Origin of the sequence: Georgenia sp. M64 (assembly GCF_038049925.1) — a bacterium.
GTDB lineage: Bacteria > Actinomycetota > Actinomycetes > Actinomycetales > Actinomycetaceae > Georgenia.
On sequence record NZ_CP145809.1, the window covers coordinates 506167 to 518995 of the forward strand.

The following is a 12829-nucleotide window of genomic DNA, read 5'->3' on the forward strand; positions in this document are numbered from 1 at the left end:
CCGCCGGCCGGGCCGGCCGGTCGACAGCCGGGCGTCCGGCCGGACCTCAGACCGACTCGTCCGTGAGCCGGCCCGCGTCGAGGTGCCAGCGCCGGGTGGCGCGCACGTCGGCGAGCATGCGCCGGTCGTGCGTGACCAGCAGCAGGGTGCCGGCGAAGGACTCCAGCGCCTGCTCGAGCTGGACGATCGCGGGCAGGTCGAGGTGGTTGGTCGGCTCGTCGAGGACGAGGAGGTTGACCCCCCGCGCCTGGAGCAGCGCGAGCGCGGCGCGGGTGCGCTCGCCGGGGGAGAGTGACCCCGCGGGCCGCAGCGGGTGGTCCCCGCCCAGGCCGAACTTGGCCAGGAGGGTGCGCACCTCGGCGTCGGGCCAGTCCGGCAGCTCCTCCGCGAAGGTCGCCGCGAGCGTCCGGCCGCCGTCGAGGAGGGCGCGGGCCTGGTCCACCTCGCCCACCGCGACGCCGGCCCCGAGGCCGGCGCGCCCCTCCGACGGCTCCAGCCGCCCGAGGAGCAGGCCGAGGAGGGTGGACTTGCCCGAGCCGTTGGCCCCCGTGATGACGATCCGGTCGGCGTAGTCCACCTGAGCGGTGACGGGGCCGAGGGTGAAGGCCCCACGGCGCACGACGGCGCCGTCGGCGGTGGCGACGACCGCTCCCGAGCGGGGGGCGTGCGCGATCGACATGCGCAGCTCCCACTCCTTGCGTGGCTCCTCCACCTTGTCCAGGCGCTGGATGGCCCGCTCGGACTGGCTGACCTTGGCCGCCTGCTTCTCGGTCCGCGCAACAGCGCGGGCCTTGATGTGCTTGTCGGAGTCGCGGGCCTTGCGCCGGGCGTTGCGGACGCCCTTGTCGACCCAGCCCTTCTGCGTCTGCAGGCGCTCGGTGAGGGAGCCGAGCCGGTCCTCGTACTCGTCGTAGGCCTCGCGGGCCCGGCGGCGGGCCAGCTCGCGCTCCGCGAGGTAGGCGTCGTACCCGCCGTCGTGCACGCGCACCTGCCGCTGGGCCAGGTCCAGCTCGACGACGCCGGTGACGGTGCGCGCGAGGAACTCGCGGTCGTGGCTCACGACGACGATCGGCACCCTCGCCGCGGTGACGAACCGTTCGAGGCGGTCCAGGCCGGCCAGGTCGAGGTCGTTGGTCGGCTCGTCCAGGAGGAGCAGGTCGTAGCGCGAGAGGAGCAGGGCGGCGAGGGACGCCCGGGCCGCCTCACCGCCGGAGAGGGAGCTGGTGGGGGTGTCGAGGTCGACCGTGAGGCCGACGTCGTCGGCGGCCGCGCCGGCACGCTCGTCGAGGTCGGCCCCGCCGAGGGCGAGCCAGCGCTCGAGGAGGCGGGAGTAGTCGTCGGCGGTCGTGGGGTCCTCGGGGCGCTCACCGAGAGCGTGGGCGGCGGCGTCCATGTCGGCTGCTGCGGCGGCGACGCCGGTGCGACGGCGCAGCAGGTCCAGCACCGACTCGCCGGCCCGGCGCTCCGGCTCCTGGACGAGGTGCCCGACCGTGGCCGTCGGCGGGGCGAGCGTGATCGTGCCGTCGAGGTCCGCGCCGGTGGCGTGGCCGGCCAGGGCCGCCAGCAGCGTGGACTTGCCGGCGCCGTTGGCCCCGACCAGACCCCACACGTCACCCGGGGCGATCGTGAAGGTGAGGTCCGCGAAGAGCCGGCGCGGCCCGCGGGCGGCGCCGAGGCCGGTGACGTGCATGGTGGCGGACACACCGGAAGGGTACGTGGCCTGGCCGGCCGGTCCCGGTGCCGGGCACCCGGCGGCGGAGCGGGCCCTGTGCGGTGCCCTGCCGAGCTCACGCCCGGTGGCGCGAATGTGAAACGAAACACACTTCGCCGCGCTCCGGCGTCAACGGAGCATGGGGGCCCGCCGGGATGGTGTCCGTCCGGTGACGGCCACCCGAACACCGGGTGTCGAGGTGGTGGACGGGCCTGCCGCGACCTTCTCCACCGGTCGTCCACAGGGTTGTCCCCGGCTCTGTGTGTATGTGCACAAGCCTGTGGGTACTCGTGGTGGATAACTGACCGCCGAGACCCGTCCGGTGCTGCGCCCACCCCGACCGGCAGGGCGGGCGCAGCACCGGACGGCGTATCGGTGCACAACCGTTGCGACGCCCGGTGCAGGGGCCCCTGAGGACCACCGGCGCCGGATGCTCAGAGCGGCCGGACGGCCCCGGTGAGGTGGATCTTGCCCGAGCGCAGACCCCAGGCGGTGTACGTACCGCCCTGGGCCGCGAACGCCACGGTGGCGGGCAGGAGCACGGGCTTGCCGAACGTCGCGGTCCACTCGAAACGGTCCCCGCGTCCGGGCACGGCCGCGAGCGCCCGGGCCGCGGTGTACATCCCGTGCGCGATCGGCCGGGGGAAGCCGAAGAGCCGTGCGCCCAGGCGGGAGACGTGGATCGGGTTGCGATCCCCGGAGACCTCCGCGTACCGCCTGCCGACGTCCGGCCCGAGACGCCACAGCGCCGTCGGGACGGCGGGAGGTGCCCCCCGCTCGCCCTCGGGCAGCGCCGGGGCGAGCGGCAGCCCGGCCGGGACGCGTCCGGTGGCGAGGTACGTCGAGACGCCTCGCCACACGACCGTGTCGGCGGGTCCGGTGCTGGCCTCGACCACGAGGTCGACCTGGGCGCCCTTGCGGTGCTCGCGCGCGTCCTGGGCCCACGCCCGTACGGTCAGGCGCGTCCCGAGGTCGAGCGGGGCGAGCTGCTCGACGGTGTTGGCGAGGTGGACGAGCCCGAGGACCTGCAGCGGGAAGTCCTCGCGGACCATCACCGCCATCGCGAGCGGGAAGGCCAGCACGTGCACGTACCCGGCGGGGAGCCGGTCGGTGCCGGGCTCGTCGAGCAGGTGCTGGTACTCCGCCAGCGTGGCGACGTCCGGCCGGACGTCGTCGACCCGCAGCACGACCGGGGGCAGCCCGCCACGGGCCGCGGGGTTCCGGGCCATCACCAGCGTGCGCGTGCGTCCCACGGCCTGGGCGTAGAGCCGGCCCAGGCTGGGCATCGTGGGGAGCACCTCCTCCCGGTAGCCCGCCGGACGCCGGGACGCGGCGCGCACGCCGTCGCCGGTCACTGGCCGGTCTGCAGCTGCCCGCACACGCGGAGCACCTGCCCGTCGATACCGCCTGCCTGGGGGGAGGCGAGCAAGGCGATCGCCTCCGCGACGTCGACCGGGCGCCCGCCCTGCTGGAGGGAGCTCGCCCACCGCATGACCTGGCGAGGGACCGGCGGCACGCTGGCGGTCATCTCGGTCTCGATGAAGCCCGGGGCCACCGCGTTGACCGTCCCGCCGGCGTCCGTGAGCGACCCCGCCAGCGCCCGGGTCATGCCGATGAGGCCGGCCTTGGCGTTGGCGTAGTTGGTCTGGCCGCGGTTGCCGGCGATGCCGGAGGTCGAGGCCAGGGAGATGATCCGCGGCGCCGTCGACGGCGAACCGAGCACCCCGGGCCGGGCGAAGGTCTCGTTCATCCGCAGCGGGGCGGTGACGTTGACCGCGGTGAGGTCGTCGAACTTCTCGGCCGACATGTTCGCGAGCAGCTTGTCGCGCAGGATGCCGGCGTTGTGGACGACGACGTCGAGGTGCCCGTAGCGCGAGCGCGCGACGTCGAGGATGCGTGCGGCGGCGTCCTCAGCCGTGATGTCGAGCTGGAGGGCGACCCCGTGCACCTCGTTCATCACGGACGTGAGCGACTCCCCGGCGGCGGGCACGTCCACGCCCAGCACGTGGGCGCCGTCGCGCGCGAGGACACGGACCACCTCCGCGCCGATGCCGCGGGCGGCTCCGGTGACGACGGCGACCACCCCGGCGAGGGGGCGGGCCCAGTCCGCCGGCTCCGAGCCGGCGCCCGAGACGACCGGCAGGAGCTGGCCGTCGACGAACGCGGAGCGGGCCGAGAGGAAGAACCGCAGCGCCCCGCGAACGGAGGGCGCGCGGACGTCGACGTCGTCGGCCAGGACGACGCCGTTCGCCGTGGCGCCGTTCCGCAGCTCCTTGGCGACCGAGCGGACGAAGCCGTCCACGCCGGCCCGGGCGGCCGCGACCGCCGGGGCCGTCGTCGTGTCCGGGCCCGGGGCCCGGCGGGAGAGGGCGACGACCCGGGCGCCCGGTGCGAGTGAGCGCAGCACGGAGCCCAGCTGCATGGCGGGCGCGGACAGCGCGGCGGGGTGGGGCAGCTCGGTGAGGACCAGCACGACGGCGCCCCAGCGGGCGTGGTCCGGCAGCCGCACGTCGCGGTGGACGTCGAGGTCCCAGGCGAGCAGGCCCTCGGCGACCGTGTCGGCGTCGGCGGTGGAGGCGGCGTCGGACAGGACGAGGACCGGTCCGGGGGTCAGCGGCCGGTCGACCGACGTCGGGTCGGTGCGCCGCAGGCGGGCGGGCCGGGGGAGGCCGAGCTTCTTGGCGAGCTGCTGGGCCGGGCCGGGGGCGCCGACGAGCTTGGCGTAGGTGTCGCTCACGCTGCCTCCAGGATCATGGTGACGACCTGGCCGCCGGCCGCGCAGACCGAGATGAGACCGCGGGCGGGGGAGCCGGGGCGGACCTCGGACTCGCCGCGCTCGTGCAGGAGCTTGGCGAGCGTGCCGACGATCCGGCCGCCCGTGGCGGCGAAGGGGTGGCCGGCCGCGAGGGAGGAGCCGGTGACGTTGAGGCGGGAGCGGTCGACCGTGCCCACCGCGCCGTCGCGGCCGAGTCGGGTGCGGCCGAAGTCCTCGTCCTCGAGCGCGGCCACCGTCGCCAGGACGGTCGCGGCGAACGCCTCGTGGATCTCGACGAAGTCGAAGTCCTCCAGGCGCATCCCGGTGCGGTCGAGCAGGGTGGGGATGGCGTAGGCGCCGCCCATGAGCAGGCCCTCCTCACCGGCGACGAAGTCCACGGCCGCGGCCTGGGCGTCGACGACGTGGGCCAGGACCGGCAGGCCGCGCTGGGCGGCCCACTCGTCCGACGAGAGGAGCACGACCGACGCGCCGTCGGACAGCGGGGTGGAGTTGCCGGCGGTCATGGTCGCCGCCGGACCCTCGGGCGTGGCCGTCCGGGTGCCGAAGACGGGCTTGAGCTTGGCGAGCTTCTCCATCGAGGTGTCCGCGCGCAGCGACTCGTCGCGCGTGAGCCGGCGGTAGGGCGTCATGAGGTCGTCGAAGAACCCGCGCTCGTACGCGGCGGCGAGGTTGGTGTGGGAGGCCAGCGCCAGGGCGTCCTGGGCCTCGCGGGTGATGCCCCAGCGGGCGGTCGTGAGGGCCTGGTGCTCGCCCATGCTCAGCCCGGTGCGCGGCTCGGCGACGTCGGGTGCCACGGGGGCGAGGTCGCGCGGCCGGATCGCCGCGAAGGCCTTGAGCCGGTCCGGGAGGGTCTTGGCGCGGCTGGCCCTGAGCAGCGCCTTCCTCAGGCGCTCGGAGACGACCACCGGTGCGTCGGAGGCGGAGTCGACACCGCCGCCGACACCCACCTGGGCCTGGTCGAGGGCGATCTTGTTGGCGACGCCGACGATCGCCTCCAGGCCCGTGCCGCACGCGCGCTGGACGTCGTAGGCGGGGGTGTGGTGGTCCAGGGACGAGCCGAGGACCGTCTCGCGGGTGAGGTTGAAGTCGCGGGAGTGTTTGACGACGGCGCCCGCGGCGACCTCGTCCAGCCGTTCGCCGGCCAGACCGAAGCGGGCCACGAGGCCCTCGAGGGCCGCCGTGAGCATGTCCTTGTTGGACGCGCCGGCATAGGCGCTGCCGGCCTTGCCGAACGGGATGCGGTTCGCCCCCACGATCGCCGCGCGCTTCGCGGGGGTCTGCGGGGTGGGTGCTGAGGTCACGTCGTCGTCCTCTTCCTGCCGGTGCGGGTGTCTGCCGGGCGGGCCCGGCGTTCGCTGCGGAGCGGTCGTGGTGGGACGGGACCAAGGTCCGTCGCCCGCCGTCGACCATTGCGGTACTCACAGTACCTGATACTGTCAGTATCGTGATGCCTGTCACGGACCGCACCCCCACGCCCGGCGAGGACTCCGCGCTCGCCGGTGGATCCGGCGCCTCCCGACGCGGGGGCGACACCGGGCGCGCCGCGGGTTCTGCGCCGGCCGGTGACTCCGTGCCCGCCGGCTCCGCCCGCGCGCACGGGCGTCCGACGCCCGACGGGCGCTCCACGCGCTGGGCAGGGCACCGCACCTCGCGGCGCGAGGAGCTCGTCCGGGCGGCGCGCCGGGCCGTGCAGCACGGCGGTCCGGACCCGTCGATGGACGAGCTGGCGGCGGCGATCGGCACCTCCAAGTCGATCCTCTACCGCTACTTCACCGACAAGACCGGCCTCCAGACCGCTGTCGGCGAGGAGGTGCTCGGCCGGATGCGCATCGCCCTCGAGGAGGCGGCGGCAACGGCCGGGGGTCCGCGCGAGAGGATCTCGGCGATGGTCGCCGTCTACCTGGAGATGGTCGACCGCGCGCCGCACGTCTACACGTTCGTCACCCGCACCGAGGCCGCATCCACGGCCGGGGCGCTTCGAGGGTTCGTCGCCGAGGTCGCGGACCTCGTCGTCGACTCGCTCCTGCCCGCCCTGCGCGGCGAGGAGCCGGGTGACGGTCCCGACGACGTGACCCTCGCCGTCGCTCACGTGTGGGCGGCCGGCGTCGTGGGGCTGGTCCGCGGCGCCGCCGAGCGCTGGATCGCCTCGCGGGTGGACCGCCCCGGTGAGAGCGGGTCGGAGGCCGCGTCGACGCCGTCGGGTGCGGAGGGCGTCCTCGCCGAGATGAGCCGTGAGGAGATGACCGCCCACCTGGCCAACTGGCTGTGGGACGGAGCGGTCGGGGTGACACGGCGCGCGCGACGGCGGCCCTGAGACCGGGCGCACCGCAGGAGAGGGGCCACATCACTGACCTGTATCCACGAGCTGACCGGCAAGGACCCACCTGCACCACGAGGACCCGACCCGCACCACCGAGGATCTGACTCGCACCACCGAAGACCCGACCCGCACCACCGAAGACCCGACCCGCACCACCGAAGACCCGACCAGCAACGACGCGAACCGGAGAACCGATGAGCACCACGATCCCCACCAGCCAGAGCCCGGCGAGCCGGGCCGAGACCCTGCCCGCGAGCCCGGACGGCGGCGTCAACCCCGCCTCCCTCGAGCAGCTGCCCTCGGCCGCGACCCCGCCCAGCCCGGGCGTGACCCCGGTCGAGACCGGTGAGCGGGTCGACGTCGCCGCGCTGGGGAAGATCCTCGACGGGCGCTGGTGGCAGCTGCGACGGGCCGCCCGCGACCTCGCCCTCGACCCCGAGCTCCAGAAGATCGAGGGCCTGACCATGGACGAGCACCGGGAGCGCGTCCTGGCGCAGTCCCGGCGGCTCGCGGAGATGGGCCTCGTCCACCGTGCCTACCCGCCGGAGGTCGGCGGCAAGGGTGACCCCGGCGGGAATCTCGCCGGCTTCGAGGAGCTGGCGGTCCTCGACCCGTCGCTGCAGATCAAGGCCGGCGTCCAGTGGGGCCTGTTCGGCTCCGCGGTCCTGCACCTGGGCAACGAGGAGCACCACCGTCGGTGGCTTCCCGGCATCCTCGACCTCAGCGTCCCGGGCTGCTTCGCCATGACCGAGATCGGTCACGGGTCCGACGTCGCGTCCATCGCGACGACCGCGACCTACGACGAGTCGACGGCGGAGTTCGTCATCCACACCCCGATCACCGCCGCACGCAAGGAGTACATCGGCAACGCCGCGCTGCACGGCGTGGCGGCGGTCGTCTTCGCCCAGCTGGTCACCAAGGGCGTGAACCACGGGGTCCACGCCTTCTACGTGCCGATCCGGGAGAAGGGGGCCGACGGCGAGATGCGCTTCGTCGACGGGGTCCAGGGCTCGGACGACGGGCTCAAGGGCGGGCTCCGCGGGGTCGACAACGGGCAGCTGTGGTTCGACCACGTGCGCGTGCCTCGCACGAACCTCCTCAACCGCTACGGGGACGTCGCGGCGGACGGCACCTACTCCTCGCCGATCTCCAGCCCGGGACGGCGGTTCTTCACCATGCTCGGCACGCTCGTCCAGGGCCGGGTCTCCCTGTCCGGCGCAGCGGTGAGCGTGTCGAAGATGGCGCTCGCGATCGCTGTCACCTACGGCACCCAGCGTCGTCAGTTCACCGGCGCGGACGAGCACAGCGAGGTGGTGCTCATGGACTACCAGCAGCACCAGCGCCGGCTGCTGCCGCTCCTCGCCCGGACGTACGCGGCAACCTTCGCCCAGAACGAGCTGCTCGACCGGTTCGACGAGGTCTTCTCCGGCAAGCACGACTCCGACGAGCACCGTCAGGACCTCGAGACTCTCGCGGCCGCGGCCAAGCCGATGACCACGTGGCTCGCGCTCGACGCGCTCCAGGAGGCGCGGGAGGCCTGCGGCGGCGCCGGCTACATGGCGGAGAACCGTCTGGTCGGACTACGGCAGGACATGGACGTCTACGTCACGTTCGAGGGCGACAACAACGTCCTCCTCCAGCTCGTCGGCAAGCGTCTGCTCACCGACTACGGCCGGGAGATGGCGAAGGTCGACATCGCCGGCGCCGTCCGTTACGTCGCTGCTCGGGCGGCGGACATGACGCTGCACCGCACGCCGCTGCGCCGGGCCGCCCAGTCCGTCCTCGACACCGGTTCCCGGGCGCGCTCGGCCGGGCACCTGCGAGCCGCAGAGACGCAGCGCGAGCTGCTCGAGGACCGCGTGGAGTCGATGATCGCCGAGATCGCGACGGCGCTGCGGCCGGCCCGGCACGCCTCGCCGGTCGAGGCGGCCGCGCTGTTCAACGCCCACCAGCACGAGCTCATCGAGGCGGCGCGGTCGCACGCCGAGCTGTTGCAGTGGGAGGCCTTCACCGCCGCGCTGCCCACGGTGCGCGACCCTCGGACCCGGGAGGTCCTCACCACGCTCCGCGACCTCTACGGCCTCACCCTGATCGAGAAGAACCTCGCCTGGTACCTCATGAACGGGCGCATCTCGGGCCAGCGCGCAAAGACGGTCACGAGCTACGTCGACAGGCTGCTCACGCGACTCCGCCCGCACGTGAACGACCTCGTCGGCGCCTTCGGGTACACCCCGGGTCACCTGCGCGCCACGATCGCCACCGGTGTGGAGGCGGAGCGTCAGCGCGAGGCGCGGGAGTACTTCCGCCACCAGCGTGCCGTCGGGCGCGAGCCCATCAACGAGAAGGAGCTCCACGCCAGCCAGCAGCGCTCGGGTCTGGCGGAACCGGGAGCCTGACGCGCTTGCCCGGGACACCGGCCTCTGGGGGTCGGTGTGCCGGGCGAGCCCTCGAGGGTTCCGGATGATCCGCGTGGAGCCGTGAGCCGTGAGCCGTGAGCCGTGAGCCGTGAGCTGGTGCTGCCGCCCAGCGGTGACTCGATCGCGCGAGGATGACGGAGTGGGCATCGCCGTGGTGGACGTCTGGTTCGTCGCCGCCGGCGTGGGCGAGCAGTGGTTGACCGAGCGGGCCACCTCCGACGACCGCGGCCTGCCCGCCGAGCTGGACGCCGTTGAGGGGAGGCGCGCACGGCAGCTGCGGACGGACCGGCGAGCCGCCTTCGTGGTGGCACGCGTCATGCTGCGCCGAGTTCTCGGTGAGCGGCTGGGGCTCACTCCGGAGGACGTGCCGCTCGTCGCGCGCTGCGTGGTTTGCGGGGAGGCGCACGGGCAGGTCCATATTGAGGGCGTCGAGGGGCTGTGGGTCAGCGTGACCCGCAGCTCGGGTGTGCTCGCTGTCGCGCTGACTGACGCCGGACCTGTCGGCATCGACGTCGAGTCGGTCGCCTCCGTCGATGCAGCCCCGGTTGCGGACGTCGCACTCTCACCCGGTGAACGGCTCCACGTCGAGGCTCTCGCGCCGGCCGAGCGGCGGGACGCCGTCGCCGCCGCCTGGGTGCGGAAGGAGGCGGCGCTGAAGGCGCTCGGGACGGGTCTGCGGCGCTCCCCGTCTGACCTCGAGCTCGTGCCGCTCGTCGGCGGTGCGGCTGTCCGAGGTGTCCCCGATCTGCAGGTCGCCGACCTCGGGATCGGGGCTGGGATCGTCGGCGCGGTCGCCGTGCTGCTGCGCGGTGTTGACCCGGGCGGTGCAGCCACGGACGGACGTTCGCGGGTCGAGGTTCGGACCTTCGAGGGCGAGATCGTGCTGGCCGCGGAGCGGCGCGATCAGTAGGGCGGGGTGCCGGGGTCTGGGGGTGGATCGCCGGGTGCGGCGCCGGTGAGGTGTTTCGTCGTGGGTCGGCGGTCGGCGAGGTGGGGCGGTGTGTGGGGGAGCATGGTGATGGTGCCGTTGATCTCTCGTCGGTAGGCGTGTCCGGTGGGGGTGAGCCATTCGAAGATGCCGGGTTGGGGCTGGACGACGGTGAAGATGCCGGCGGTTTTGATGGTGTGGTCGCGGGTGCACAGGGGTCCGCCGTTGTGTGCGGCGGTGGGGCCGCCGTGGGCCCAGGCTTGGGTGTGGTCGTACTGGCAGCGGTGGGCGGGGGTGGTGCAGCCGGGGCGGACGCAGGTGCGGTCGCGTTGGCGGACGTGGTCGAGGAGGTCGGCGGGGGGCCGGTAGCGGGTGCGGCCGACGTCGAGGACGGCTCCGGTGAGGGGGTCGGTGACGATCCGGCGCCAGGTGCCGCCGGCGGCGAGGGCGCGGGCGACGTCGGGGGTGATGGGGCCGTAGCCGGTGAGGGTGGCGACACCGGCGGGCGGGTCGTCGGGGAACTCGCCGGGCACCGCGGGCGTGTCCTGCGGTGGGTCAGAGGTCGGCGTGTCCTGCGGCGGGTCGGAGGTCGGCGGGTCGGAGGTCGGCGGGTCGGAGGTCGGCGGTGACTCTGCCGGGTCGTCGGGGGGCTGGCCGGGCACCGTGGGAGCGTCCTGCGGCGGACCTGACGTCGGCGGTGGCTGCTGCGTGGTGGTGGTCGGTGGGGTGGCGGTGGCTGGTGGGAGGAGGACGGACAGGGGTACGTCGAGGCGGATGTCGACCTTGGGTGGGTCGCCGAACCACTCGCCGTCGGTGGGGATGAGCAGGTATAGCGGGGGCAGGCAGGGGCCCTCGCCGGGGTCCTGGGGGGCGGCGGGGCACCGGCAGGTCGTCCCGGACTCGACGGCCCCGGTCCCGGCATCGGCGTCGGCTGCGGTATCGGCTGCGGCATCGGCATCGGCTGCGGTGGCGGCGTCGGCGTCGGCGTCGGCGTCGCTGTTGGTGGCGGCGTGGACGTCGCCCTCGGCGTGGTCGTGGTCGTGGCCGGGGGTGTGGGTGGTGGGGCGGAAGCGGCCGGTGATGAGGGCGAGGAGGATGTCGGCTCGGAGCTGGTCGGTGGTGCGGGTGTCGCCGGCGGCGCGGGCGCTCTGGGCCATGTGGTCCAGGACGAGGTCGATCTGGACGCAGGTGGTGGCGGTGGTGACGGCGCTGATGCGGCCCATGCCGTCGGGTAGGGGCTGGGTGTGGGTGACGTGGCGGCGGGCGCGGGCGCGGTGGTGGCGGGCCTGGGCATCGTGGGGGTCGACGGCGATGAGCTTGTCGGCGAGGTCGCGCACGAGCTGGGGGTGGGTGCGCCGGTCGGCCTCGGTGAGGATGTCGTGCTCGACCATCCACGCCACGGGGGTGGGGCTGTGGTGGAGGGTGGCGACGATGGTGGCGGCCTTGCGGTAGTCGATCTGACCGGATTCGAGGTGGGCGCGGGTCGCGGTGAAGGACCGGGTCAGGCCCTGGCCGGTGGCGACGAGCTTGGCGGCGTCCTGCCGGGTGGTGGCCAGGCGTAGGGCGAGCTCTTCGGCGGTGCCGTCGATGGTCTTGGGGGCGGCGGCGCCGGTCTTGGCGTACATCACCGGTTCGGTGGCGACGTGGGCGGCGGCGAGCGCGGCCCGTCCGGCGGACCAGGACTCCAGGCGTTTGTAGGCGGCGACGACCTCGACCTTGGCGAAGGGGGCGAGGGCGTCGAGGTCGATCTCGTCCAGCAGGGCGGCGAGCTCGGGGCCCGGGGCCATCGAGGCCAGGACGTTCAGGGCCACCCCGAGGGTGGCCGCGTGCTCGGCGTAGACCTGGGCGATGACCTCCGCGATCGGCCGGTCGAGCCGACGCCGCCGCCTGACCCGCGCAGCATCTTCGTCCCCGACCCCGTCCCCGGCCGAGTCCTCACTGTCGACATCCGCGCCGGTGTCGGCGTTGGCGTCGGCAGCGGCAGTGGCAGTGGCCTCGGCGTCGGCCTCGGCGTCGGCAGCGGTGGTGTTCTCGGCCTGGTCGTCGCCATCGACGTGCGCGACGGTGGCTGAGCCGGAGCCGGAGCCGGAGCCAGAGCCGGAGCCGGCGGTCGGGTCGGTTCCGGAGTGGGCGGCCGGGTCGGTGTCAGTGACAGTGGGCAGGGGCGGGGTGAGGGTCTCGGCGACGGCCTGGTACCCGCCGGGGCCGAGGAGCTGGTCGAAGACGTCCTGGGACCAGCGGTGGCCGTCGTGGGCCTGGTCGGCCAGGCCCTTGATGCCCAGCGTGGTCAGGGTGCGGGCCCGGGCGATGCGTTCCTCGGTCCGCCACTGCCGCTGCACGGCGATCAGGTGCTCGCACCCACCGTTGGTCAGCGCGTCGGCGTAGCAGCAGTACCCGCGCTCGCGCGCCTGCGCATCCCGGTCATCGGCATCGCCGCCCTGGGCGGCCCGGGCGTCGCCATCACGAGTGTGGGTGTCCGCAGGCCGGTCGTCGCCGGCCGAGCCGCCGCGGTCGCAGGCCGCCGACTCCGGGTCCTGGTCCACCGCTCCCACCTCCACCTCGAACTGATGTTCCCACCGTAGAGAGGGGGTGTGACATCGACACCACGACTGTGAACACCGCCCCGACGACGGCCCTGTGAGCTCGCCGCTATGCCGGTACCCGAAGACGGCCTCGT

General features: G+C 74.2%; 8 protein-coding genes. 3 read left to right on the top strand and 5 right to left on the bottom strand.

Going from position 1 to position 12829, the window contains the following annotated elements; translation table 11 throughout:
• Window positions 1–46: 46 nt before the first annotated feature.
• The 4 genes from AAEM63_RS02290 to AAEM63_RS02305 all read right to left on the bottom strand — a co-directional run bounded on the left by AAEM63_RS02290 (window position 47) and on the right by AAEM63_RS02305 (window position 5788).
• Window positions 47–1702, bottom strand: coding sequence for an ATP-binding cassette domain-containing protein (locus AAEM63_RS02290; RefSeq protein WP_341360099.1), 1656 nt, complete (start codon window positions 1700–1702; stop codon window positions 47–49).
• Between the two features lie 443 nt (window positions 1703–2145).
• Window positions 2146–3090: a MaoC/PaaZ C-terminal domain-containing protein gene (locus tag AAEM63_RS02295; protein ID WP_341360100.1), complete on the bottom strand. Its 945-nt coding sequence runs from the start codon at window positions 3088–3090 to the stop codon at window positions 2146–2148.
• On the bottom strand, window positions 3063–4448 hold the full coding sequence (locus tag AAEM63_RS02300) for a 3-oxoacyl-ACP reductase (protein WP_341360101.1): 1386 nt from the start codon (window positions 4446–4448) through the stop codon (window positions 3063–3065). The genes AAEM63_RS02295 and AAEM63_RS02300 overlap by 28 nt, the downstream gene beginning before the upstream one ends.
• Window positions 4445–5788 carry an acetyl-CoA C-acetyltransferase gene (locus AAEM63_RS02305; protein ID WP_341360102.1) on the bottom strand — a complete coding sequence of 448 codons (1344 nt, stop codon included), beginning with the start codon at window positions 5786–5788 and terminating at the stop codon, window positions 4445–4447. Before AAEM63_RS02305 ends, AAEM63_RS02300 begins: the two co-directional genes overlap by 4 nt.
• A gap of 146 nt (window positions 5789–5934) precedes the next feature.
• Here AAEM63_RS02305 and AAEM63_RS02310 point away from each other — a divergent pair, with 146 nt between their 5' ends.
• The 3 genes from AAEM63_RS02310 (at window position 5935) to AAEM63_RS02320 (ending at window position 10134) form a co-directional block, all read left to right on the top strand.
• Entirely contained in the window at window positions 5935–6801 is an 867-nt protein-coding gene (locus AAEM63_RS02310; RefSeq protein ID WP_341360103.1) for a TetR/AcrR family transcriptional regulator, read from the top strand.
• 200 nt (window positions 6802–7001) lie between these two features.
• A complete protein-coding gene (locus AAEM63_RS02315) occupies window positions 7002–9203 on the top strand; it encodes an acyl-CoA dehydrogenase (RefSeq protein ID WP_341360104.1) in 2202 nt (733 codons plus the stop codon).
• Between the two features lie 160 nt (window positions 9204–9363).
• Window positions 9364–10134 (top strand): 4'-phosphopantetheinyl transferase superfamily protein, encoded by a 771-nt coding sequence (locus tag AAEM63_RS02320; protein WP_341360105.1) that lies wholly within the window; start codon window positions 9364–9366, stop codon window positions 10132–10134.
• Here the strand turns inward: AAEM63_RS02320 and AAEM63_RS02325 are convergent.
• On the bottom strand, window positions 10128–12695 hold the full coding sequence (locus tag AAEM63_RS02325; RefSeq protein WP_341360106.1) for a DUF222 domain-containing protein: 2568 nt from the start codon (window positions 12693–12695) through the stop codon (window positions 10128–10130). The two genes, AAEM63_RS02320 and AAEM63_RS02325, sit on opposite strands and share 7 nt — an antisense overlap.
• Window positions 12696–12829: the final 134 nt, after the last annotated feature.

Coding starts and splice junctions, on each gene's coding strand:
- AAEM63_RS02310 (WP_341360103.1), top strand. CDS start 5,935: ATGCCTGTCACGGACCGCACCCCCACGCCCGGCGAGGACTCCGCGCTC.
- AAEM63_RS02315 (WP_341360104.1), top strand. CDS start 7,002: ATGAGCACCACGATCCCCACCAGCCAGAGCCCGGCGAGCCGGGCCGAG.